16 protein-coding genes and 1 riboswitch are annotated in these 23,578 nt (G+C 65.8%); of the genes, 10 read left to right on the top strand and 6 right to left on the bottom strand.

From position 1 onward, the window contains the following. Positions 1-67 precede the first annotated feature (67 nt). Complete coding sequence (locus ACEN9P_RS08155) at positions 68-1,180, bottom strand: ABC transporter substrate-binding protein (RefSeq protein WP_495621654.1); 1,113 nt, start codon at positions 1,178-1,180, stop codon at positions 68-70. 190 nt (positions 1,181-1,370) lie between these two features. On the opposite strand from ACEN9P_RS08155, the gene uvrA reads away from it, so the two are divergent. Beyond that, positions 1,371-7,244: an excinuclease ABC subunit UvrA gene (uvrA, locus tag ACEN9P_RS08150; protein ID WP_495621653.1), complete on the top strand. Its 5,874-nt coding sequence runs from the start codon at positions 1,371-1,373 to the stop codon at positions 7,242-7,244. 207 nt (positions 7,245-7,451) lie between these two features. Further along, a complete protein-coding gene (locus ACEN9P_RS08145) occupies positions 7,452-8,420 on the top strand; it encodes a tripartite tricarboxylate transporter substrate binding protein (protein WP_477662425.1) in 969 nt (322 codons plus the stop codon). On the opposite strand, the gene ACEN9P_RS08140 is transcribed toward ACEN9P_RS08145, so the two are convergent. Further along, positions 8,407-8,991, bottom strand: coding sequence for a TetR/AcrR family transcriptional regulator (locus ACEN9P_RS08140; RefSeq protein WP_477662424.1), 585 nt, complete (start codon positions 8,989-8,991; stop codon positions 8,407-8,409). The genes ACEN9P_RS08145 and ACEN9P_RS08140 overlap by 14 nt on opposite strands. A 106-nt stretch (positions 8,992-9,097) precedes the next feature. On the opposite strand from ACEN9P_RS08140, the gene ACEN9P_RS08135 reads away from it, so the two are divergent. Further along, the gene (locus ACEN9P_RS08135; RefSeq protein ID WP_495621652.1) at positions 9,098-10,336 is read left to right on the top strand and encodes an MFS transporter; all 1,239 of its coding nucleotides are present in this window, start codon (positions 9,098-9,100) and stop codon (positions 10,334-10,336) included. A 2-nt stretch (positions 10,337-10,338) separates the two neighbouring features. Here the strand turns inward: ACEN9P_RS08135 and ACEN9P_RS08130 are convergent, their stop codons facing one another. Further along, complete coding sequence (locus ACEN9P_RS08130; RefSeq protein WP_495621651.1) at positions 10,339-11,133, bottom strand: HAD-IIB family hydrolase; 795 nt, start codon at positions 11,131-11,133, stop codon at positions 10,339-10,341. 222 nt (positions 11,134-11,355) lie between these two features. Beyond that, positions 11,356-11,428, top strand: a riboswitch (S-adenosyl-L-homocysteine riboswitch). 103 nt (positions 11,429-11,531) lie between these two features. On the opposite strand from ACEN9P_RS08130, the gene ahcY reads away from it, so the two are divergent. From ahcY to ACEN9P_RS08110, 4 genes are all read left to right on the top strand, one after another. Further along, positions 11,532-12,962: an adenosylhomocysteinase gene (gene ahcY / locus ACEN9P_RS08125; protein ID WP_495621650.1), complete on the top strand. Its 1,431-nt coding sequence runs from the start codon at positions 11,532-11,534 to the stop codon at positions 12,960-12,962. A 157-nt stretch (positions 12,963-13,119) separates the two neighbouring features. After that, entirely contained in the window at positions 13,120-14,139 is a 1,020-nt protein-coding gene (locus tag ACEN9P_RS08120) for a TlyA family RNA methyltransferase (protein ID WP_477662420.1), read from the top strand. 8 nt (positions 14,140-14,147) lie between these two features. After that, entirely contained in the window at positions 14,148-14,978 is an 831-nt protein-coding gene (gene metF, locus ACEN9P_RS08115) for a methylenetetrahydrofolate reductase [NAD(P)H] (protein ID WP_477662419.1), read from the top strand. A gap of 60 nt (positions 14,979-15,038) precedes the next feature. Then, complete coding sequence (locus ACEN9P_RS08110) at positions 15,039-15,599, top strand: septal ring lytic transglycosylase RlpA family protein (protein WP_495621649.1); 561 nt, start codon at positions 15,039-15,041, stop codon at positions 15,597-15,599. A gap of 30 nt (positions 15,600-15,629) precedes the next feature. On the opposite strand, the gene ACEN9P_RS08105 is transcribed toward ACEN9P_RS08110, so the two are convergent. Continuing rightward, on the bottom strand, positions 15,630-16,178 hold the full coding sequence (locus ACEN9P_RS08105; protein ID WP_495621648.1) for a hypothetical protein: 549 nt from the start codon (positions 16,176-16,178) through the stop codon (positions 15,630-15,632). A 105-nt stretch (positions 16,179-16,283) separates the two neighbouring features. Here ACEN9P_RS08105 and ACEN9P_RS08100 point away from each other — a divergent pair, with 105 nt between their 5' ends. From ACEN9P_RS08100 to ACEN9P_RS08090, 3 genes are read left to right on the top strand one after another with little or no spacing between them, the layout of a single operon-like run. Beyond that, positions 16,284-16,937 (top strand): GbsR/MarR family transcriptional regulator, encoded by a 654-nt coding sequence (locus ACEN9P_RS08100; RefSeq protein WP_477662416.1) that lies wholly within the window; start codon positions 16,284-16,286, stop codon positions 16,935-16,937. Positions 16,938-16,939: 2 nt separating this feature from the next. Then, the gene (locus tag ACEN9P_RS08095) at positions 16,940-18,355 is read left to right on the top strand and encodes a cytochrome ubiquinol oxidase subunit I (protein ID WP_495621647.1); all 1,416 of its coding nucleotides are present in this window, start codon (positions 16,940-16,942) and stop codon (positions 18,353-18,355) included. Further along, the gene (locus ACEN9P_RS08090; RefSeq protein WP_495621646.1) at positions 18,348-19,379 is read left to right on the top strand and encodes a cytochrome d ubiquinol oxidase subunit II; all 1,032 of its coding nucleotides are present in this window, start codon (positions 18,348-18,350) and stop codon (positions 19,377-19,379) included. The genes ACEN9P_RS08095 and ACEN9P_RS08090 overlap by 8 nt, the downstream gene beginning before the upstream one ends. Before the next feature lie 3 nt (positions 19,380-19,382). On the opposite strand, the gene ACEN9P_RS08085 is transcribed toward ACEN9P_RS08090, so the two are convergent. Both ACEN9P_RS08085 and ACEN9P_RS08080 read right to left on the bottom strand, forming a co-directional pair. Beyond that, a complete protein-coding gene (locus tag ACEN9P_RS08085; protein ID WP_495621645.1) occupies positions 19,383-21,455 on the bottom strand; it encodes a protein kinase domain-containing protein in 2,073 nt (690 codons plus the stop codon). 8 nt (positions 21,456-21,463) lie between these two features. Next, positions 21,464-23,368: a sensor histidine kinase gene (locus ACEN9P_RS08080; RefSeq protein ID WP_495621644.1), complete on the bottom strand. Its 1,905-nt coding sequence runs from the start codon at positions 23,366-23,368 to the stop codon at positions 21,464-21,466. Between the last annotated feature and the right edge of the window lie 210 nt (positions 23,369-23,578).

The following is a 23,578-nucleotide window of genomic DNA, read 5'->3' as shown; positions in this document are numbered from 1 at the left end:
TGTCCCCTTGGGGGGAGGTGACGCTACACGAAGTGAGCGTCGGCAGGGGGGCTACCTTTTAAGGGGGCTACCTTTTAAATTTGCCGTCCGTGCCAATGATGGACAGGTCGGCGAAGTCCAGGCCGGTGTGGTCTTCGGGGCTGTAGCTCACTTCCAGCCCGCCAATGTCGTACTTGCGCAGGCCTTCCAGCGCCGCCTGCAGTTTTTCGCGCGTGGGCTTGGCGCCGGCGCGGCGCAGGCCTTCGACCAGCACCTTGGCCGCGGCAAAGCCTTCCAGCATGGCGGGGCTCACGTCGGCCTGGCCCTTGGCCTTGGCCAGCTCCTGGGCTTCCTTGACCATGGGATAGGCGATGGAGCGTTCATACGGAAAGACCTGGGTCACGATCACGCCGCGGGCGTTGTCGCCCAGGCTTTTCACAAAACCGCCCGAGGCGTTGTTCGACAGCGTGACGAGCTGCGCCGTGGAGCCGGCCGCGCGGAAGGCCTTGACGCCGTCGACCACGGCCTGGCCCGAGGCGACCATGATGACGGCCTGCGCATTCGACTGGTAGACCTTGGGCGCGATGGGCCCGAAGTCGGGCTTGCTGCGGTCGAATTTTTCAAGGATGGCCGGCTGCAGCTTGGCCGTGGCCAGGCCTTTTTGCGCGCCCATGACGCCGTCGGCGCCGAAGCTGTCGTCGGCATAGACGATGCCGACCCGGGTGATGCCCATGGAGGCGAGGTGGGTGACGGCTTTTTCGGCTTCGCGCTGGTAGGTGGCGCGCACATTGAAGACATGTTTCCTGACAGGCTGGTGCAGCACCATGGCGCCGGTGGACGGGCCCACCAGCGGCACGCCGTGTTTGTCGAGCAGGGGGATGATGGCCTCGGTGTGCGGCGTGCCGCGCGTGAGGAACAGGGCCACCACGTTTTGCTCTTCCACCAGCTTGCGGGCGTTTTCCGCCGCAAGCTTGGGATCGAACTTGTCGTCGACCGACACCAGCTCTATCTTCTGCCCGTTCACGCCGCCCTTGGCGTTGACGGCATCGATGTAGAGCTTGGCGCCTTCGGTGGTTTCCTTGACGCCGGCGCCCACGGGGCCGGTGAAGCCCGCGGTCTGCCCGACAAGTATCTGTGCCTGGCCCAGCTGGCCCAGGGCGGCCAGCACAAGGGCCGCGCACCAATGTTTTGTGGTTGACATGGTATGTCTCCTTAAATCGATCCCAGGTCGGCAAAGTTAAACACGAAAGCGCAAAAACAGTCAGCAGGAAAACCAGAATGCGCCCTAATTGGCGGCGGCAAAAGTGCACAAAAGGGGCATTAATCCGCATACTCCGCACGGCCAGAGGCTTTGCCTAGAATGTTTGACCTCTTCAGGAAAGACCGCACTCATGTCCCAGGGAACCATCCGCATCCGCGGCGCGCGCCAGCACAACCTCAAAAACCTCGACCTTGACATACGCACCGGTGAAATGACGGTGGTCACCGGCCCCAGCGGCTCGGGAAAATCCTCGCTGGTGTTCGACACCCTGTTCGCCGAAGGCCAGCGCCGTTATGTGGAAACTTTCTCGGCCTATGCGCGCCAGTTCCTGGACCGCATGGACAAGCCGGCCGTCGACAAGGTCGAAGGCGTGCCGCCAGCCATCGCCATCGACCAGACCAACCCGGTGCGCAGCTCGCGCTCCACCGTGGGCACCATGACGGAGCTCAACGACCACCTGAAGCTGCTTTATGCGCGCGCCGCGCAACTCTTCGACAAACAGACCGCGCAGAACGTGCGCCACGACACGCCCGAATCGATTTACGCCGAACTGATGGCGCGCACCCAAGAAGGCGATCCGCGTGTGGTGCTGACCTTCCCGGTCGAGCTGCCGGGCAACACCAGCGCCGAGCAGGTCGAGCAGTGGCTGTCGGTCAGCGGCTTCACGCGCGTGCATGCGCAGCGCGACGTGGCCACACCGGCCGGCCCGCACAAGCTGCTGGACGTGGTGGCCGACCGCTTTCGCACCCATGCGGTGGAAAAGTCCCGTGTGATGGATGCCATCGAGACCGCTCTCAAGCGCGGCGGCAGGCTCAATGTCTATGTGCAACACGCCGAGGATGGCCAGCCGGACCAGATGTGGCGCTTTTCGACGGGCTTGCACTGCCCCGACAGCGACCTGCGCTACACCAACCCCACGCCCTCGCTGTTCTCCTTTAACTCGGCCATGGGTGCCTGCGAGACCTGCCGCGGTTTTGGCCGCGTGATCGGCGTGGACTACGGCCTGGTCATTCCCAACGACAAGCTGACCCTGCGCGCCGGCGCGATCAAGACCATACAGACGCCGGCCTGGAAGGAAGCCCAGGACGATTTGATGCGCCACGCGGAAGCGGCCGGCATTCCGCGCGACACGCCCTGGTACAAGCTCACGCCGGCGCAGCAGGGCTGGGTCATCAACGGCATGCCGGGCTACAAGGACGGCAACTGGAACAAGCAGTGGTACGGCATCAAGCGTTTCTTCGAGTACCTCGAAAGCAAGGCCTACAAGATGCACATCCGCGTGCTGCTGTCCAAGTACCGCAGCTACACGCCCTGCGAAACCTGCGGCGGCGCGCGCCTCAAGCTCGAGTCGCTGCTGTGGCGCCTGGGCTCCAAGGAGGCCGCCGACGCGGTGCTGCCGCCGGTGCAGCGCTTCATGCCGGTGGGTGTGCAGTGGAGCCGCGAGCAGCTCGAAGCCCTGCCGGGCCTGGCGCTGCACGACCTGATGCGCCTGCCCATAGACAGGCTGCGCGAGTTTTTCAGCGGCCTCTCGCTCAACGTGATGGGCGACGACGCGGAGATACAGGCGCTCAAGTCGCTGTTCGAGGAAATCCAGACGCGCGTCAAATACCTGTGCGACGTGGGCATTGGCTACCTCACGCTGGACCGGCAAAGCCGCACGCTTTCGGGCGGCGAGGTGCAGCGCATCAACCTCACGACGGCGCTGGGCACCTCGCTGGTCAACACGCTGTTTGTGCTGGACGAGCCCTCCATAGGCCTGCACCCGCGCGACATGAACCGCATCACCCAGGCCATGCACAGGCTGCGCGATGCCGGCAACACCCTGGTGGTGGTGGAGCACGACCCGGCCGTCATGCTGGCGGCCGACCGCATGATAGACATGGGCCCGGGCCCGGGAGAGAAGGGCGGCCAGATCGTGTTCGACGGCACGCCCGAGGACCTCAAACATGCCGACACGCTGACCGGCGCCTACCTGGGCTCGCGCAAGCAGGTGGGCATGGGCTTCAAGCGCGCGGTGACCGAGAACACGCCGCGCCTCATCCTCGAAGGCGCGCGCGACCACAACCTGAAAAACCTGACGGTGGATTTCCCGCTGCAGCGCCTGGTCTGCGTGACCGGCGTGAGCGGCTCCGGCAAGTCCACGCTGATGCAGGACATCCTGGCGCCGGCGCTGCTGCGCCAGTTCGGCAAGGCGACCGAGACGCCGGGCCTGCACGACCGCCTGCTGGGTGCCGACCACCTGACCGACGTGGTGTTTGTCGACCAGTCGCCCATAGGCAAGACGGCGCGCTCCAACCCGGCCAGCTATGTGGGCGCCTGGGACGCGGTGCGTGACCTGTTCGCGCTGGCGCCGCTGGCCAAGCAGCGCAGCTACACCGCCACCAAGTTCAGCTTCAACAACGGCGACGGGCGCTGCCCGACCTGCGGCGGCTCGGGTTTCGAGCACGTCGAGATGCAGTTCCTGAGCGACGTCTACCTGCGCTGCCCCGATTGCGACGGCAAGCGCTACCGCGCCGAGATCCTCGAGGTGACGATTGAACGCAAGGCCGTGGGCGACCTCAAGCCGCGGCTGCTCAATGTGTCTGACGTGCTGGACCTCACGGTCAGCGAGGCGATTGCCCTGTTTGCGCAGGACCGCGAGGTGGTGCGCTCGCTGCAGCCCATCGTGGACGTAGGCCTGGAATACGTGAAGCTGGGCCAGCCCGTGCCCACGCTGTCGGGCGGCGAGGCGCAGCGCCTGAAGCTGGCGGGCTTTTTGGCCAATGCCAGCAAGACGGTAAGCGCGAGCAAGCAGGCGCTGGCGCTCAGGCAGCCCGGCCGCGGCACGCTGTTTTTGTTCGACGAGCCGACCACCGGCCTGCATTTCGACGACATCGCCAAGCTGATGCGCGCGCTGCGCAAGCTGCTGGAGGCCGGCCATTCGCTGATCGTGATCGAGCACAACCTCGACGTGATCCGCTCGGCCGACTGGCTGATAGACCTGGGCCCCGAAGGCGGCGAGGGCGGCGGCCTGCTGGTGGCCCAGGGCACGCCCGAGGAGGTGCGCAAGCACCCGACATCCCACACGGCGCTGGCGCTGCGCGAGTACGAGCAGGCCATGGGCAAGGTGCACGGCGTGGAAGAGTCGCGGCCCAAGGTGTGGGCCACGCGGCCGGCGTTCTCGAACCTGATCCAGATCGTCAACGCCAAGGAGAACAACCTCAAGAGTTTGTCTGTCGACATTCCGCGCGGCAAGTTCAATGTGGTGACCGGTGTCTCGGGTTCGGGCAAGTCCACGCTGGCCTTTGACATCCTGTTCAACGAGGGGCAGCGGCGCTACCTGGAGTCGCTCAACGCCTATGCGCGCAGCATCGTGCAGCCGGCGGGCCGGCCCGAGGTGGACGCGGTCTACGGCATACCGCCCACCGTGGCCATCGAGCAACGCCTGTCGCGCGGCGGGCGCAAGTCCACCGTGGGCACCACCACCGAGGTCTGGCACTTCCTGCGCCTGCTGTATGTGAAGCTGGGCATACAGCATTGCATCAAGGAAGGCGCGGCCGTGATGCCGCAAAGCCCTGAAAGCATCGCGGCCCAGCTGCTCAAGACCTACCGCGGCCAGCACATAGGCCTCTTGGCGCCGCTGGTGATCGCGCGCAAGGGCGTCTACACCGAACTGGCCGACTGGGCGCGGCCGCGCGGCTACACACATTTGCGCATAGACGGCGAGTTTTTGCCGACCACGGGTTTCCCGCGCATAGACCGCTTCAAGGAGCACACGGTGGAGCTGCCGGTGGCCGACATCCATGTGTCGCCCGAGAACGAGGCCGCCCTGCGCGCCGCGCTGGCGACCGCGCTGGAACACGGCAAGGGTGTGGTCCATGTGCTGGCGCCGCTGGACGGCCTGCGCGGCGCGATGATGGCCGGCGCCAGCGCCAAGAACATCGGCAAGCTGATCGCGTTTTCGACCAAGCGCGCCTGCCCGGTCTGCGCGACGTCTTACGCTGAACTCGACCCGCGGCTCTTCAGCTACAACAGCAAGCACGGCTGGTGCCCCGACTGCGTGGGCACCGGCGTCAAGCTCACCAAAGAGCAGCGCAAGGTGTTTGACGACTCGGTGATGGACGACGACAACAAGGGCCGCGAGCAGAGTTTTGCCGAGCCCGAGGTGGAAGACGTGGCCGGCACCGCCTGCCCGACCTGCGAAGGCACGCGCCTGAATGCCACGGCCCGCGCGGTGAAGTTCGCCGGCGTCGGCATTGCCGACATCGCGGCGCTGTCGGTGACCGACGTGCGGCGCTGGGTTGAGAAGCTCACACTGCTGGGCCGCGAGGCCGGCATTGCGCGCGACCTGATTCCTGAAATCAAAAGCCGGCTCGAATTTCTCGAGGATGTGGGCCTGGGCTACCTCACGCTGGACCGCGGCGCGCCCACGCTCTCGGGCGGCGAGGCGCAGCGCATACGCCTGGCGGCGCAGCTGGGCTCCAACCTGCAGGGCGTTTGTTATGTACTGGACGAACCGACGATTGGCCTGCACCCGCGCGACAACCAGATTTTGCTGGGCGCCCTGGGCAAGCTCAGCGACCGCGGCAATACCCTGGTGGTGGTCGAGCATGACGAGGACACCATACGCCGCGCCGACAACATCATCGACATAGGCCCGGGCGCGGGCAAGCGCGGCGGCACGCTGGTGGCGCAGGGCACGGCGGCGCAGCTGTCGGCCGTGCCCGAGTCGCTGACCGGCCGCTACCTGGCCAACCCGCTGATACATCCGCTGCATGCGCGGCGCGAAACGCGCAAGGGCGCGGCGCCGGCGGCCGCGGTGAAGGAGACCACCGTGGTTGCCGACGCCAAGCCCGTGAGCAAACAGAAGGCGGCCCTGCTCAAGGCCGCGGCGCTCAAAGCCGCCGCGGCCAGCGCCAGTGCGCTGCACAACGCGGCGCCGGTGGCCGCCGGGCCTTTCACGTCCTGGCTCACGGTGGTCAATGCCGACCTGCACAACCTCAAGGACGTGTCGGTCACCGTGCCGCTGTACCGCCTGGTGGCGGTGACGGGCGTGTCGGGCTCCGGCAAGTCGACGCTGGCGCGCGACGTGCTGCTGACCAATGTGCATGCGGGCGTGACGCAGCGTTCCACCAAGTCCGGCCGCGACGCCGACGACAAGGGCAAGACGCCGGACTGGACCGGCTGCGAGCGCATCGAAGGTTATGCGGCGGTGGACCGCGTGCTGGAAGTCGACCAGACGCCTATCGGCAAGACGCCGCGCTCCTGCCCGGCCACCTACATAGGCTTCTGGGACACGATTCGCAAGCTATTTGCCGACACGCTGGAAGCGCGCGCGCGCGGTTACGGCGCCGGGCGCTTTTCCTTCAACACCGGCGAAGGCCGCTGCCCGACCTGCGAAGGCGCGGGCGTGCGCACCATAGGCATGAGCTTTCTGCCCGACGTGAAGGTGCTCTGCGAAACCTGCCATGGCGCGCGCTTCAATCCCGAGACCCAGGCCGTGACCTGGCGCGGCAAGAACATCGGCGACGTGCTGAAAATGGAAGTGGACGAGGCGGTGGACTTCTTCGCGTCCATGCCCAACATCAGCCACCCGCTGCAGCTCTTGAAAGACGTGGGCCTGGGCTACCTCACGCTGGGCCAGCCTTCGCCCACGCTGTCGGGCGGCGAGGCGCAGCGCATCAAGCTGGTGACCGAGCTGAGCAAGGTGCGCGACGACATCACGCGCCGCGGCCAGAAGGCGCCGCACACGCTTTATGTGTTGGACGAACCCACGGTGGGCCTGCACATGGCCGACGTCGAAAAGCTGATCCATGTGCTGCACCGCCTGGTCAACGCCGGCCACAGCGTGGTGGTCATTGAACACGACCTGGACGTGATCGCCGAAGCCGACTGGGTGATTGACCTGGGCCCGGACGGCGGCAACGCCGGCGGGCGTGTGGTGGCCTCCGCGCCGCCCGAGGCGGTGGTCAAGCTGGGGACGCATACCGGGAAGGCCTTGGAAGGCGTTCTGGCGCGAGCTTGAACACCCCCCGTCCAGGCTCACTGCGTGTAGCTGTTCCCCCCTCGAGGGGGCGGCGCCTGCGGCCTGGCTAAGCCAGTTCCGCGGCCCCTGTTGGCTTGCTGTGGGTCCTGCAACCAAGGTGACAGCCCTTCAGGTGTTGCCCTGATGCGGCGATGGCGGGCGGCACGCATGATGTGGGCTGCCCGCCAACCGACCAGGAGACACCCCATGCAACGCCGCCCCTTTCTGCACACCGCCGCCGCCCTGGCCCTGATCGCCGCGGGCGCCATGCCGGCCCAGGCGCAGACCTTTCCGGCCAAGCCGATCAAGCTGGTGATCGCGTTTCCGGCCGGTGGGCCGACGGACATCACCATGCGCTCACTGGCCGACAACGCCGGCAAGATCCTGGGCCAGCCGGTGATTGTGGAGAACAAGCCCGGCGCGGGCGGCACCTTGCCGGCGCAGCAGATGCAAAGCGCGGCGGCCGACGGCTACACGCTGGCGCAGATTCCGCTGGGTGTGTTCCGCCTGGGCTACACGACCAGGATCAACTGGGACCCGGTCAAGGACATCAGCTATGTGATCAATGTGACCGGCTATGCCTTCGGCATCGTGGTGCCGGCCGACAGCCCGTTCAAGACCTGGGCCGACTTTGTCGCCTATGCCAAGGCCAACCCGGGCAAGCTGACCTACGGCTCCACCGGCACGCTGACCAGCCCGCACCTGACGACGGAACTCGTTGCGCAGAAAGCCGGCATTGAACTGCAGCACGTGCCTTACAAAGGCAGCGCCGATTTGATGCTGGCACTCGTCAGCGGCCAGTTGATGGCCGGCGCCGACAGCACCGGCTTTGCGCCGCAGGTGGAGGCCGGCAAGCTGCGTGTGCTCAATACCTGGGGCGAGAAGCGCCTCGACAAATTCCCGAACGCGCCCACGCTCAAAGAGCTGGGCTATGACATCGTGCAGAACTCGCCCTTCGGCATAGGCGCGCCCAAGGGCACGCCGCCCGAGGTGGTCAAGCGCCTGCACGATGCCTTCAAGAAGGCCATGGAAGAGCCCAGCTACGTGGCGGCGCTGGGCCGCTATGACATGCTGCCCAACTACCTGAGTTCGGCCGACTACACGAAGTTTGCGCAGGACACGGTAGTCCGCGAAAAAGTCTTGATCGACAAGCTCGGCTTGGCTAAACCAAACTAGCGGGCTCGATGCCGGCCAGTACGAACAGCTCGTCGGCCAACTGGTCGGCAAGAGCTGCTTCCACGCCCGAGCCAAAAATCAACCGGTAAACAATGGGGGCCATCATGTGGTCCAGCACCTGCTGCACCGTGGGTGTGGCGTCGCCGCGCGCCTGGGCCCGGCTCACCAGCAGCGTGGCTTCGGCGCGGCGGTTTTTCAGGCAGTTGGTGTCTTCCGGGCCGGCCAGCGCGGCCGCCGCCTTCAGCATGGAGGTGCATCCGGGCTTGTTGAGGTGGGTGATCAACTCCCGGGCCCAGGCCGCAAGTTCAGCCTTCAGGTCGCCGGTCTCGGGCAGGGGGCGGTTCGGGTCCAGCCGCTGGGTCGCGGTTTCGCCGAGCAGGCCGTTCACGTCGCCCCAGCGCCGGTAAATGCTGGAGGCGCTGACGCCGGCGCGCTCGGCCACGGCCGGCACGGTCACCTTGTCGCGGCCTTCCTGGGCAATCAGTTCTTCGAGCGCCTTGCGCACCACGGCCTGCACCTGGGCGCTGCGGCCGCCTGGGCGCTTGTTCTGGGGTGTTTGTGGAATGCTCATCAGGGCCGATTTTAGCCTAAAAGCAATGATCTTTGCGTTAATTTTCAAACCAGTATAGAATTCGCAAACGCAAATAAATTCGCTTTAAGAAAGTCGAGCGTTTCCCATGAGCACACCCGCCGCCCCCTCTTTGCAAGCTTCTTCCGTGACCAAGGCATCCCGCTGGCAATTGCCGCCCGCGGCCGCCTTCCCGCTGCTGGCCGTCCTGTTGTTCGCATTTTTTGTGGCGGGCAGCGCGCCCTCGCCCCTGTTTGTGGTGTTCCAGCAGCAATGGGGCTTTTCGCCGGCACTGCTGACGGTGGCGTTTGCGATTTATGCGATTGCGCTGCTGGCCTCGCTGCTGGTAGCGGGTTCGCTCTCTGACCACATCGGCCGGCGGCCCGTGGTGTTTACCGCCTTGCTGCTGCAGGCCGGTGCGATGCTGACTTTTCTGCTGGCCGAGGGCATCAACGGCATCATCGCCGCGCGCATTGTCCAGGGCATCGCGACCGGCATGGTCAGCGGCGCGCTGACGGCGGCGGTGGTGGAAGCGGCCCCGGCCGCGCAAAAACGCCTGGGCGCAATGATAGGCAGCGTTTCGCCGCTGGCGGGCCTGGCCGTGGGCGCGCTGCTGACGGGCGTTGCGGTCAAGTTTGCGTTGCACCCGGTGCCGCTGGTGTTTGGCGTGCTGGCCGCCATTTGCGTGGCGGGTGCGCTGGCCACCCTGTTCCTGCCTGAAAGTGTGACGCCGCGGCCCGGTGCGCTGGCCTCACTGGTGCCGCGCATTTCGGTGCCGGTGCAGGCGCGCGGCGAGTTTGTGCGCGGTGTGCCGACCATGCTGGCGGTCTGGTCGCTGGCGGGCCTGTACCTTTCGCTGGTGCCCTCCATGCTGCAGCAAATCTTCGGCATCCACGACGGCATCGTGAATGGGCTGGCAATCTCCATCTTCTTCGGCCTGGGGGCCGCCTCGCCGACCTTGCTCAGGAGCCTCTCACCTGTGCGCATGAGCGCCGTCGGCATGAGCCTGCTAGCCGTGGGCGCGGGCCTGGTGGCCGTGTCGCTGGCCGTCCATTCCGTGGCCTTGTTTTTTGCGGGAACAGCGCTGGCCGGTTTCGGCGGCGGCTCGGCCTTTTCGGCCCAGGTGCAGACGCTGGCCCCGCTGGCGCAACCGCATCAGCGCGCCGAACTGTTCGCCGCGCTGTATGCCACGAGCTACCTGGCGTTCAGCGTGCCGGCCATGCTGGCCGGCCGGCTGATCGCACCGCTGGGCCTGCCGGCCACGGTGGAGGGTTATGCCACGCTGGTGCTGGCGGTGGCCGCGCTGGGCGCCTGGCTGCGGTGGACTTCGCTGCGCCGCGCGGCTTAACCCTAACCCAGAAGGGCGCGGGCTACTTCGGTAAAGCCCGCGCCGCGCTCGCCACGCGTCACATAACGCGGCAGGTGTGCGAGCTGCGGCACAAAGCGCGCAATATTCGCCACGCCCACGCTGTTGGCAAAAGTCTTGAACATCAGCTGGTCGTTGGTTGAATCGCCGATGTAGGCCCATTGGTCCATCTCGGCGTCCAGGTCGCGCTGCCAGCGTTCGCGCACTATCCAGCGCGCGCCCTCAAGCTTGTTGTGCTCACCGTACCAGCCGTTGATGTGGATGCTGCTCACGGTGGCGTGCATGCCCTCGCTTTTCATCAGCGCGACCACCGCGGCAATCTGCGCATCCGTGAGCCGGGTGAACTCGCTGTGGTCTATGGCGATGTCGGTCTCGCGGCCCGGTGAGTCGGTGGCGCGGGCCACGCCGGGCAGCTCGCGCTCTATGCGCGCCAGCACGGCCTGCATGCGGGCGAAGTTGTTGCTGCGCGTCGCCGCATCTTGCTGGTAGATCTTGGACAGCGGCCGCGGCGCGGCGCTTGTGGCATCCGGCAGCAGCGCCACGGCGCCGTTCTCGGCCACAATGGCATCGACGGGCCAACGCGCCGCGAAAGGCTCACTCCAGCCCACGGGCCGGCCGGTGATGGCCACCACCCTGAGTCCTGCGGCCTTCAAGGCACCCAAAGCCTGCAGCGCATCGGGGGTGATTTCCCCCTCGGTGGTCAAAGTGTCGTCAATATCGGTGAAGAGGCCGGTGATGGCTTGGCGTTGCGCCATAGGCCAGCGGGAGAGTTCTTGCATGATGAAATTTTCTCACGGGGATGCAAGTCATCAGTGGGTGCCGCGGAACCGGCTTTGCCGGGCCGCAGGCGCCGTCCCCTGCAAGGGGAAAAGGGCTACACGAAGTGAGCCCGATAGGGGTGTGCCAATTTTTCGGCTTTGCCGGCCCCAGGCGCCGCCCCCTTGAGGGGGGAGCAGGCTACACGAAGTGAGCCTGAACGGGGGAGTTCGGTATAATCATGGCTTCCTGAGGAGCGTTGCAAGCCACACCACGTGGACCAGGCTCAGGACTTCATTGCAACCACGCTCACCCGCATGCGCTGTCTCTCAAGCCGGGTGAATGACTGAATTCCCCCTTCCTTGAATGCCGCATGCCCGTGGCGATTTTGCCCAGTTACGTTTGATTTTTGGAGAACCGTATGAGCGCCGTCTTGAAGCCTTCCACCGACCACATCATTGCCGACATTTCGCTTGCCGCCTGGGGCCGTAAGGAACTGAACATCGCCCAGACCGAGATGCCCGGCCTGATGGCCATCCGCGAAGAGTTCGCGAAGGCGCAGCCGCTGAAGGGCGCGCGCATCACCGGCTCGCTGCACATGACCATCCAGACCGGCGTGCTGATCGAGACCCTGCAGGCCCTGGGCGCCGACGTGCGCTGGGCTTCGTGCAACATCTTTTCCACGCAGGACCACGCCGCCGCCGCGATCGCCGCCGCCGGCACGCCGGTGTTCGCCATCAAGGGCGAAACCCTGGCCGACTACTGGGACTACACACACCGCATCTTCGAATTCAACGGCGCCAAGGGCACGCCTGAAGAAGGCCCCAACATGATCCTGGACGACGGCGGCGACGCAACGCTGCTGATGCACCTGGGCACCAAGGCCGAGAAAGACGCCAGCCTGATCTCCAAGCCCACCAGCGAAGAAGAAACCTGCCTGTTCAACTCGATCAAGGCCAAGCTCGCGCAAGACCCGACCTGGTACAGCCGCCGCCTGAAGAACATCATCGGCGTGACCGAGGAAACCACCACCGGCGTGCTGCGCCTCAATGAAATGTCGGCCAAGGGCACGCTGGCCCTGCGCGCCATCAACGTCAACGATTCCGTCACCAAGTCCAAGTTCGACAACCTCTACGGCTGCCGCGAATCCCTGGTCGACGCGATCAAGCGCGCCACCGACGTGATGGTGGCCGGCAAGGTTGCCGTGGTGGCCGGCTACGGCGACGTGGGCAAGGGCTCGGCCCAGGCCCTGCGCGCACTGAGCGCCCAGGTGTGGGTGACCGAGATCGACCCGATCAACGCCCTGCAGGCCGCGATGGAAGGCTACAAGGTCGTGACCATGGAATACGCCGCCGACAAGGCCGACATCTTTGTGTCCGCTACCGGCAACAAGAACGTCATCACCTACGCCCACATGGCCGCGATGAAAGACCAGGCCATTGTCTGCAACATCGGCCACTTCGACAACGAAATCGACGTCGCCTCGCTCGAGAAATGCACCTGGGAAGAGATCAAGCCGCAAGTCGACCACGTGATCTTCCCGGACGGCAAGCGCATCATCCTGCTGGCCAAGGGCCGCCTCGTGAACCTCGGCTGCGGCACCGGCCACCCGAGCTTTGTGATGTCGTCCAGCTTCGCCAACCAGACCATCGCCCAGATCGAGCTCTTCACCAAGAAGGACGCTTACGAAGTCGGCAAGGTCTATGTGCTGCCCAAGCACCTCGACGAAAAGGTCGCTCGCCTGCACCTCAAGAAGGTCGGTGCTGTGCTGACCGAGTTGAGCGATGAGCAGGCTGCTTACATCGGGGTGTCGAAGGCCGGCCCGTACAAAGCCAATACCTACCGCTATTGATTTTTCGTGGCTACTGCGCGACCCGATAGCGGCGTTGCGGGTCCCGATCAGGCAATCCTCATGCACCTCAAGTGCATTCCGGTTGCCTGACACCCGCGCCTTGCTCTCGGGCCGCTCGCTACACCCTTGAGGCCGACGGAATACCGAGAACCACCACATGCGCGCTGACCTCTTCCTCGTCGACCACGGCCATGCCGCCACCCGCTCCCAGGCCCAGCGCCTGATTGCCTCGGGCGTGCAGTGGCGCGCGGAAGCGGACGCCCCCTGGAAAAAGGTCGCCAAGAACGGCGACGAGATTCCTGAAGGCGCCGAGCTGCAGCTGCTGGACACCACCGAAGCCAAGTACATCTCGCGCGGCGGGCTCAAGCTCGAAGGCGCGCTCAAGGCCACGGGCCTGAAGGTGGCCGGCCTGCGCTGCCTGGACATAGGCCAGTCCACCGGCGGTTTTACCGACTGCCTGCTGCAGCACGGCGCCGCGCAGGTGGTGGGCGTGGACGTGGGCCACGGCCAGCTGCATGCCAGCCTGCGGGGCGACCCGCGTGTGGTCTGCATCGAAGGCCTCAATGCGCGCTCCATGACGGCCGCCGACCTGGTGGCCGGCCATGCGGGCGACAGCGGCGACATGGATTTCGCGGACGACTTTGATGGCGACGCCGAGGACGATGAAGAGGCCGGCCCGGCGATGGAAGCCAACTTCGACTTCCTGACCGGCGACCTGTCTTTTATCTCGCTCACGCTGGTGCTGCCCGCCGTGGTGCGCCTGCTCAAGCCCGGCGGCGATTTGCTGATGCTGGTCAAGCCTCAGTTCGAGTTGCAGCCCGGCCAGATTGGCAAGGGTGGCATCGTGCGCGACCCCGCGCACTTCGCGTTTGTGGAAAAGCGTTTGCGCGATGCCTGCGCGGCCCTGGGGCTGGAGGTCAAGGCCTGGCTGGACTCGCCGATTGAAGGCGGCGACGGCAACCGCGAATTTTTTATCCAGGCCGTCAAGGGCCGCGACGTGGCCGGCGAAGACCAACCGCTGCCGGCCGCGCCGCAGCGCAAGGTCGCCAAGCGCGTGCCGCGCGCTGAACTGCGTGCATCGCGCGCACCGCACGAAGACTCCGAACTCGCGCATGCCGGCCAGCCCGGGCCGGCGCGCGGCAAGCGGCGTGACAAAAAAACCGATAACGACGAGTGAGATCCGAGATGAACCTGCCTTTGAGCTTTGAATTTTTCCCGCCCAAGACGCCCGAAGGCGCGGCCAAGCTGCGTGCGGCGCGCCAGGCGCTGTATGCGCACAAGCCCGAGTTCTGCTCGGTCACCTTCGGCGCCGGTGGCTCCACGCAAGAGGGCACCTTCGGCACCGTGAAGGAAATCCTGGACGAAGGCGTGGCCGCGGCCTGCCATTTCTCCTGCGTGGGCGCGACCAAGGCCACGGTGCGCAAACAGCTGGCCGAGCTGCGGGCCATGGGCGTCAAACGCCTGGTGGCGCTACGCGGCGACCTGCCCAGCGGCTACGGCGCCGGCGGCGAGTTCCATTACGCGAGCGACCTGGTGGCCTTTATCCGCGAGGAAACCGGCGACGCTTTCCACATCGAAGTGGCGGCCTATCCCGAAGTCCACCCCCAGGCCCGGTCGGCTGACGCCGACCTGCAGGCCTTTGTCAAAAAGGTCAAGGCTGGCGCCGATTCGGCGATCACGCAGTATTTTTTCAATGCCGACGCTTATTTCCGCTTTGTCGACGATGCGCAGGCTCTGGGCGTGGACCTGCCCATCGTGCCGGGCATCATGCCCATCATCAGTTCCACGCAGCTCATGCGCTTTTCCGACGCCTGCGGCGCCGAGATTCCGCGCTGGGTGCGCCTGCGCCTGCAGGGCTTTGGCGACGACACCGCCTCCATCAAGAGCTTCGGCCTGGATGTGGTCACCGGCCTGTGCGAGCAGCTCTACGCCGCGGGCGTGCCCGGCATCCACTTCTACACGATGAACCAGGCCGCGGCGACGACCGAAATCATCGGGCGGCTGCAGCGGGCCTGAGCCCGGCCACCCATGCGCGAGGGTGTGGTTCGCAGTCTTCGTGCCGCTGGTGCGGCAGCCTTGATCGCCTGGCTGGCGGCCTGCACGACGGCGCCGACCGCGCCCATCGGCCCCCGCACGACAACATCCCGGCCCACACCGGCGCCGCAGCATGACGCGCCCGGCCAGGCCGTCGATGAAGCGCCGGCGCCCGTTTCCCTGACCGAGCGGCCCCGCCCCGAACTGCTGGGCGGTGAAGTGCCGCGCGAGTTCCAGCGCGGCACCGCCTCCTGGTACGGCTCGCGCTTTAACGGCAGGCGCACCGCCAGCGGCGAGCGTTTTGACATGCGCGAGTTCACCGCCGCCCACCGCACGCTGCCCTTCGGCACCCTGGTGCGCGTGCACAGCCTGGTCAACGGCCGCGACGTGGACGTGCGCATCACCGACCGCGGCCCCTACGCCGGCAACCGCATCATCGATCTGAGCCGCGCCGCGGCCGAAGAACTGGGCATGCTGGGCATGGGTTTCAAGGAAGTGGTGCTGCTGGTGCCGGAGTCCACGCCCGAGGTGGACGTGGCGCCGCCGCCGGCCCGAAAATCGGCGCGCAAGCCGCGTCGCAGGCCGCCCACCACCCAGCGCTAGCCAGGCGTTGCGGCAAGGCGCATAGCCCGCTTAACGGGAAAAGGCGGCGGCGCTGATGACTTTCAGGACGAGAAAAACCAGGAACAGCATCACGCCACCAATTCCGATAGACATGATTTTTGCCGACGTGTTGCTGGAAACAACCACGCCAATGCCGATGCCCAGAAACAGCAGGGCGGGAAGGGCGGTAAAGCCCCCGGTCACGGGAAGCAGCAGTACGCAAGCTCCCCCGACCACAAAAAGGGGAATGGCGACACAGGCCTTCAGGATTTTGACTCCCAGTGACGAGGGCTCCTTGGGTGGCACCACCTCCGCCGGGGCTTCCTTTTGCCTGGTTTTCGCAAACGGCCGGAACTCTCCGTCAGGTTTTTCGGTGGGCTTCCAGCCGTCGGGATGGGTGAAGGTGGCCTCGCAGTTCCAGCAGGCCAGGTCGTCGGTGCCTGTGAGCTGGGCGGCGCAGTTTGGGCAGTACATATGAGATGTTTCCCCGATCTCTGTTAGGTGTGGCCACCATTGTGGGAGGCTGTGCGTCGCAGGTCCCGCTCCGCAAGATTTCAGTCCACATTGTGCCCGGCGCATCCCACTGGCCTGTAGGGTCAATAAAACCCATAGGCGGAAATTGCCTCAATTTATTAGAATTTCAGTAATTCCTGAAAATTCAATAAGTCAAAGAGGCCCAGCGCCATGAATCTTCCTCCCCTGACCCAGCGTTTTGTCCTGCATTTCGGTGAAATGGGCAGCCGCTGGGGCATCAACCGCACCGTGGGGCAGATTTATGCCCTGCTGTATGTGTCCCCCCGGGCCTTGAATGCCGACGAAATCGGCGAGGCGCTGGCGTTCTCGCGCTCCAACGTCAGCATGGGGCTCAAGGAGTTGCAATCGTGGAACCTGGTGCGCCTGCAGCACCTGCCGGGCGACAGGCGCGAGTATTTCCAGGCGCCCGAAGACGTCTGGGCCATCTTCCGTACCCTGGCCGAGGAGCGCCGCAAGCGCGAGATAGACCCGACGCTGTCCATGTTGCGCGATGCGCTGATGGAGCACCCTTCGCACGCGGACGACATCCACGCCCAGGCGCGCATGAAGCAGATGCACGACCTGATCGAGCTCATGACCGGCTGGCTGGCCGACGTGCAGAAAATGGATTCGGCCACGCTGGTGAGCCTCATGAAGATGGGCGCCAAGGTGCAGAAGCTGCTGGAGATGAAAAACAAGGTCGCCGGCAGCATGAAGGCCGGTTTGACAGGCCGCGCGGCATCCCCCACAGTGGCAGCCACGCCTTCCGATGCGCCCGAACCCGCGGCGGCGCCTGCCAACCTTCCCGATGACACCAGGAGTTGACGATGGACGGACTTGACGCATTCCTGTTGGCCCGTATCCAGTTCGCGGCCAACATCACTTTCCACATCCTGTTCCCGACCATCAGCATCTCGCTGGGCTGGGTGCTGCTGTACTTCAAGCTGCGTTTCGTCAAAAGCCAGGACCAATTCTGGATGGACGCCTACCAGTTCTGGGTGAAGATCTTCGCGCTCACCTTCGCGCTGGGCGTGGTCAGCGGCATCACCATGAGCTTCCAGTTCGGCACCAACTGGCCGGGCTATATGCAGAAGGTCGGCAACATCGCCGGGCCGCTGCTGGCCTATGAGGTGCTGACGGCCTTCTTCCTGGAGGCCACCATGCTGGGCGTGATGCTGTTTGCGCGCGAACGCGTCAGCGAAACCATGCACACCGTGGCCACCCTGCTGGTGGCGGGCGGCACCACGCTGTCGGCCTTCTGGATCCTGGCGCTCAACTCCTGGATGCAGACGCCCGCGGGCTTTGAAATGATCAACGGCCAGGCGCATGTCGTGAGCTGGCTGCAAGTCATCTTCAACCCGTCCTTCCCCTATCGCCTCGTGCACATGCTGCTGGCCTCGGGGCTCACGGTCGCCTTCCTGGTGGCGGGTGTATCGGCCTACCGCTGGCTGCGCGAGGACCGCGGGGCCGAGGTGATGGCCGGGCTGAAGACCGGCATCTACATGGCCGCGCTGCTGATCCCGCTGCAAATCGTCGCGGGCGACCAGCACGGCCTGAACACCCTGGAGCACCAGCCGGCCAAGCTGGCCGCGATGGAGGGCATCTGGAAAACCGAAAAAGGCGTGCCCGCGATCCTGTTCGCGCTGCCCGACGAAAAGGCCAGGGAAAACCGCTATGAGATCGCGATCCCCAAGCTGGCCTCGCTCTACCTCACGCATTCGCTGGACGGTGAGGTCAAGGGCCTGGACCAGTTCGAGGGCAAACACCCGCCGGTGGCGCCGGTGTTCTGGGCCTTCCGCATCATGGTCGGTGTGGGTGTGCTGATGCTGCTGGTCAGCTGGGCCAGCGTGCTGCAGCTGGCGCCGTGGAAGAAAGACCCGGCGCGCACGCTGACGGTCTGGCACGCGCGCGTGCTGGTGGCCATGACCTTCGCGGGCTGGATTGCCCTGGTCGCCGGCTGGTATGTGACCGAAATCGGCCGCCAGCCCTGGCTGGTGACGGGCGTGCTGACGGCGGCCGACGCGGCCTCCAAGGTGCCGGCGCCGCGCATCGCGCTGACGCTGTCGCTGTACCTGGCGCTGTACGCGGTGCTGCTGGCGTCGTATGTGTCGGTGGTGTTTTACCTCGCACGCCACAAAAAGCATGCGGACAAACCTTTCGGCGACGACAACACCGCCGGCGAGACGGAGAAGGAACTCAATGTCGTGAACTACCCCGAAAAGGAAGGAGCTCCCCATGCTTGACCTGGCCCCCGACCTGACGCAAGCCGCCGGCTGGATGCCCATCGTCTTCCTGGTGGTGATGGGGCTGGCGATGCTGGCCTATGTGATCCTGGACGGCTACGACCTGGGCGTGGGCGTGCTGATGCACCGCGCCAGCGACGACGACAAGGACACCATGATCGCCAGCATAGGCCCCTTCTGGGATGCCAACGAAACCTGGCTGGTGCTGGGCGTGGGCATTCTGCTCACGGTGTTCCCACTGGCGCACGGCGTCATTCTGGGCGCGCTCTACCTGCCGGTGGCCTTCATGCTGATAGGCCTCACGCTGCGCGGCGTGGCCTTTGACTTCCGCGTGAAGGCGCGCGCCAGCCACAAGCCGCTGTGGAACCGCATGTTCTACACCGGCTCGCTGCTGGCGAGCTGGTCGCAGGGCTATATGCTGGGCTCGCTGATCACCGGCTTCGCTGCCACCTGGTGGACCATTGTGTTCAACGCCGTTATCGGCGCCGCACTGGTGGCGGCCTATTGCCTGCTGGGTTCGGGCTGGCTCATTATCAAGTCCGAAGGGGCGCTGCAGCTGCAGGCCGTGCGCTGGGCGCGCGCCAGCCTGTGGTTCACCATGGCCGGGGTGGCGGCGATCTCCATCGCCACGCCGCTGGTCAGCCACAGCATTTTTAACAAGTGGTTCTCTTTCCCCAACATCGTGCTGCTGCTGCCCATTCCCGCCGCCACGCTGGTGCTGTTCGGCGTGATCTACCGCAGCCTGCAGCGCCTGCCGGTGCGCCTGGCGCAGGGCAATGAGTACGGCGCCTGGGTGCCTTTCGGTGCCACGGTGGGCGTGTTTTTGCTGGCCTTTTACGGCCTGGCCTACAGCCTGTTCCCGTGGCTGGTGATAGACAGCCTGGACATCTGGAAAGCGGCCGCCGCGCCCGAAGCCATGGGCGTGATCCTGGCCGGGGCGGCGGTGGTGCTGCCGATGATCATCGGCTACACCGTCTTTGCGTATCGGGTCTTCTGGGGGAAAAGTACGGCCCTGAAGTACTAGCGCTTAGAGGCTGATCTCAGGCGCGGGCGCCACGGCCTCGAGTTCCAGCAGGAAAGCCTCGGCCGATTCATAGCGCTGCTCGGGGTCTTTGGCCATCAGCTTGTTGACGACGCCCTGCAGGTCGGCATGGGCGGCCGGCAGCGGTGGCGTTTCGGCGTTCAGGTGTTTGGCCAGCAGCAACTCGAGCGACTCGGCGATGTAGGGCCTGCGATGGGCCAGCATTTCGAACAGCATCACGCCCAGGCTGTAGAGGTCGGACTTGGCCGTCACCTTGCGGCCGGTGGCCTGCTCGGGGCTCATGTAATAGGGTGTGCCCACCACATCGCCGTGGTGGGTTTGCGTCAGGCCCATGTTTTGCGACTGCATGATGGACTTGGCGATGCCGAAATCGGCCAGCGCCACGCTGCCGTCGGCGCGCAGCATCACGTTTTCGGGCTTGATGTCGCGGTGCACGATGCCGTGCGCATGGATGGCCGATAGCGCCTGGGCGACCTCGCGCGCGACCGTCAGCGCCTGCGGGCGCGTCAGGCTGGGGCCGAACAGGCTGCGCAGGTCGCCGCGCTCGAAGTACTCCATCGCGATGTAGGCATGCTCGTCGGTAAAGCCCTGGTCATAAATTTTGATGACGTGCGGATGGTCTATCTTGCAGAGCAGGGCGTATTCCTGGATGAAGCGCACCAGGTGTTCGGAAGCCTCCTTGCCGCGCGAATCCAGCACCTTGAGCACAATGGGCAGGCCGTCGGACTCGCGCTCGCTCAGGTAGACCTCGGTCATGCCGCCCGCGCCTATCTTGCGCGTGATGCGGTAGCCCTTGAGCCGCACCGGCTCGCTGCCGGCGTCGAAACGCAAATCCTTGAGCGCCGAGAGCTTGGAGTCCAGCGCGCCCTTGACGGCGCGCGCGGTGATGTCGGAATTGGCGCGCACCGCGTCGCTGATTTCGCGCGCGCGCTCGGTCAGGCTGGCCATGCCGTGGATCTTGTCTTCCATGGTGGTGACCAGGCCGGTGACCTCGGCCACGTCGATGGCCAGGTTTTTGCCCGGCACCACCAGCGAGGTGTGGGTGCCGGTCTGTATGCCGGTGCCGGCCAGCGCCAGGGCCTCTTCGCTGGCCATCACCGTCCAGCCCATTTCCTCGGAGGCGCTTTCCAGGCGCGCGGCCAGGGTCACGGTTTCGCCCACGGGCGTGACTTCCTTGTTCTGCTGCGTGCCGAGCTGGCACAGCGTGACGGCGCCACTGTGAATGCCCACGCCCATGGCGAAGGGCGGCAGGGCGCGCGCGCCGAAGCGTTCATCGAGCCAGTCGCGGAATTCATGCGTGGCCAGCGCCATGGCCAGGGCGGCGGAAATCGCGCGCCGCGGGGCCGGCAGCGGCGAGCCGGTCATGGTGTCGGAAAACACGGCCATCAGGCCGTCACCTATGAACTTGATGTGGCGGCCGCTGTTCTTGAGCACGGGCTCGGAGGCACGCTCGAAGTATTCGGTGAGCAGCTGCGAGACTTCGGCGGCGCTGAGCTTTTCGGCGATGGAGGTGAAGTTGCGTATGCTGGCGACCAGCACGGTGGCGCTGGAGAGCTCCTCGGTCTGCGCCGTGGCAGGGATGTCCATGGGGATGGAGTCGGGCTGATCGCCGCTGATGCGGTGTGAAAAGGCCGCGCGCAGCCGCTGTTCGCCGGCAGCCACCTCGGAATCTATGGCCTCGCGCACCCGCGCTTTTTTCTTGAGCTGGGCGTTCACCGCGTCCAGCAGCTCGGCGCGGCTGAAGGGCTTGGACAGGTAGTCGTCGGCGCCGGCCGTCATGCCGCGGCGCATGCTGTCGCGGTCGTCGAGCGCGGTGAGCAGCATGAAGGGGGTGTTGGCCAGCTCGCGGTCGCCGCGCACGGTGGCCAGCAGCTCGAAGCCGTTCATGCCGGGCATGCCGACGTCGGAGATGATCAGGTCAGGCCGGCTGGCGCGGGCCAGCGCCAGGCCTTGCAGGCCGTCGGGCGCGGCGGCGGTCTCAAAGCCTTCGAGCTTGAGCAGGCGCACGATGTTGCTGCGGATGGCGTCGTCGTCTTCAACGATCAGGATCAGGGTCATGTCTATCCTCAGGAGATGGGCAGGCTGACCGTGAACCGGGTGCCCGCGCCTGGCGTACTCGCCACCTCGATTTTGCCGTGGTGCAGGTCGACCGCATGTTTCACGATGGCCAGGCCCAGCCCGGAGCCCTGCCGGTTGCCCACATTGGAGCCCCGGTGAAAGCTTTCGAACAGGCGCGGCAGGTCCGACGCCGGTATGCCTATGCCTTCGTCGCCGACCTGCAGGATCAGCTCGTCGCCGGACGGGTTTTGCCGGCGATCCAGCGTCAGCACCACCACGCTGCCGGGGGCCGAATACTTGCAGGCATTGGTCAGCAGATTGGTGCAGATGTGGCGCACCAGCCGCTCGTCGAGCATGACCAGTTGCGAAAACGCGTCGTGGCCCACCGGCGCCTCGAATTCGATGGCGTGCTGGCCGGCGTCGCTGGTGTGCACCTCGGTCACGAGCTTGCGGCACAGCGCCGCGATGTCCAGCGGCCGCAGGTTGAGCCTGAGCTTGCCGGCATCGGCCTGGCCGACGGTCAGCATGTCTTCGAGCATGCCCTGCATGCGTTTCACTGCGACCACCAGGTCGGCCATGATGTCCTGGCGCTCGCGGTGCGTGATTTTTTCGCCGTAGTGCTCAATCAGTTCGGCCGAGGAAAGAATCGTGGCCAGCGGCGTGCGGAATTCATGCGAGGCCATGGAGACGAAGCGGGTCTTGAGCTCGCCCAGCTCGCGCTCGCGCACCAGCGCGCGCCGCGTTTCCTCGTCGGCCTCCTTGCGGCGCGTGATGTCCACATAGGTCCAGACCGAACCGTCCTCGGGCCGGCTGCGGTCCAGCGCAGAGCCGTCCAGCTGCACCCAGATCAGCTCGCCGTTCTTGCGGCGCATGCGCGCCTCCGCCGAGAACAGGCCGGTTTGCATGATCTGCGTGTAGGCCAGCGCGCCCAGGCGTTCGAAGTCCTCGTCGCTCGGGTAGTGCACGCGGGTTTCCTGGCCCAACAGCTCGGCCGGGCTGTAGCCCAGCATGGCGGCCAGCGTGCGGTTGAGCCACTGGTGGCGCCGCTCCTTCAGGAAGGTGACGCCGACGGCGGTGGTTTCCAGGATGGCCTCGCGCTGCACCAGCGCGCTTTTGAGTTCTTCGTCGAGGCGGCGGCGTTCGCTGATGTCGGACATCAGCACCAGCAGGGCCGGCTCGCCGTCCCATTCGATGCGCGTGCCGTAGATGCTCGCCCAGCCGGTGCGCAGCGAGGGCGCCATGGCCTCGCGCGGCGGCGTGATGAAGCGGGCCTCGTAGGCATTGACCATGGTGCCCGACTGCATAAGTTCGCGCCGCTGCTGCACCATCAGGCGGTCGTCGGGATGGATCAGGTGCATGGAGGGCAGGCCTATGAGCACGCCGCCGAACAGCGACTGCGCGCTCGCGTTGGCGAAGCGGACTATGCCTTTTTGCACCACCAGGATGGTGTCGTTGACGTTTTCGACCACGGCGCGGTAGCGCTCGGCGGCCGAGCGGGTCAGGGCCTCCAGCCTTTTGCGTTCGGTCACGTCCTTCAGGAAAAAGAGATCCGCCGGCGCGCCCTCCCAGTCCACCAGCACGCCGTTGATTTCCACCCAGGAGACGGTACCGTCGTCGCGCTGGAAGCGCGCCTCAAAGGCCGGAACGACATTGCCGGCGGCGCGCAGCTTGTGCTTGCCGGAAACAAAATCGCGGTCTTGCGGATGGATGAACTCGATCATGGGCCGGTCGGCCATGGTCTCGGCCTGCGTGCCCAGCAGGGCCAGGCAGGGCGGGTTGGCAAAGCGCAGCAGGCCGTCCTGGCCGACGCAGATGTTTTCGGTCGCCAGGTCGACCATGGTCTGGTAGCGCGCCAGCGAGGCGCTCAGCTCGCGTGTGCGCAGCGCGACCCGGCGCTCGATTTCGGCTTCCACGGTATCTTCTTGGGCCGCGCCTCGCCCGCGGCCAGGTGCGGCCGTGGTGGCGGAAGAGCTTGGATGGGCCTGGGCGGGCATGGAAGATCGTGAAGCGCCGGTGGGAAAAGAGATGGGTGGAATGCGGGGCAGGGGGTACGGGCAACCTTGCCACAACTCATTGCGGCGGTAAAGACAGGAAAACATGCGCGCCGCGCGGCGCAAACCGGC

It is taken from the genome of Polaromonas sp. Polasp52 (assembly GCF_059491565.1).
This window is presented reverse-complemented; position numbering and strand designations above follow the sequence as displayed.

Coding starts and splice junctions, on each gene's coding strand:
- ACEN9P_RS08155 (WP_495621654.1), bottom strand. CDS start 1,180: ATGTCAACCACAAAACATTGGTGCGCGGCCCTTGTGCTGGCCGCCCTG.
- uvrA (WP_495621653.1), top strand. CDS start 1,371: ATGTCCCAGGGAACCATCCGCATCCGCGGCGCGCGCCAGCACAACCTC.
- ACEN9P_RS08145 (WP_477662425.1), top strand. CDS start 7,452: ATGCAACGCCGCCCCTTTCTGCACACCGCCGCCGCCCTGGCCCTGATC.
- ACEN9P_RS08140 (WP_477662424.1), bottom strand. CDS start 8,991: ATGAGCATTCCACAAACACCCCAGAACAAGCGCCCAGGCGGCCGCAGC.
- ACEN9P_RS08135 (WP_495621652.1), top strand. CDS start 9,098: ATGAGCACACCCGCCGCCCCCTCTTTGCAAGCTTCTTCCGTGACCAAG.
- ACEN9P_RS08130 (WP_495621651.1), bottom strand. CDS start 11,133: ATGCAAGAACTCTCCCGCTGGCCTATGGCGCAACGCCAAGCCATCACC.
- ahcY (WP_495621650.1), top strand. CDS start 11,532: ATGAGCGCCGTCTTGAAGCCTTCCACCGACCACATCATTGCCGACATT.
- ACEN9P_RS08120 (WP_477662420.1), top strand. CDS start 13,120: ATGCGCGCTGACCTCTTCCTCGTCGACCACGGCCATGCCGCCACCCGC.
- metF (WP_477662419.1), top strand. CDS start 14,148: ATGAACCTGCCTTTGAGCTTTGAATTTTTCCCGCCCAAGACGCCCGAA.
- ACEN9P_RS08105 (WP_495621648.1), bottom strand. CDS start 16,178: ATGCGCCGGGCACAATGTGGACTGAAATCTTGCGGAGCGGGACCTGCG.
- ACEN9P_RS08100 (WP_477662416.1), top strand. CDS start 16,284: ATGAATCTTCCTCCCCTGACCCAGCGTTTTGTCCTGCATTTCGGTGAA.
- ACEN9P_RS08095 (WP_495621647.1), top strand. CDS start 16,940: ATGGACGGACTTGACGCATTCCTGTTGGCCCGTATCCAGTTCGCGGCC.
- ACEN9P_RS08090 (WP_495621646.1), top strand. CDS start 18,348: ATGCTTGACCTGGCCCCCGACCTGACGCAAGCCGCCGGCTGGATGCCC.
- ACEN9P_RS08085 (WP_495621645.1), bottom strand. CDS start 21,455: ATGACCCTGATCCTGATCGTTGAAGACGACGACGCCATCCGCAGCAAC.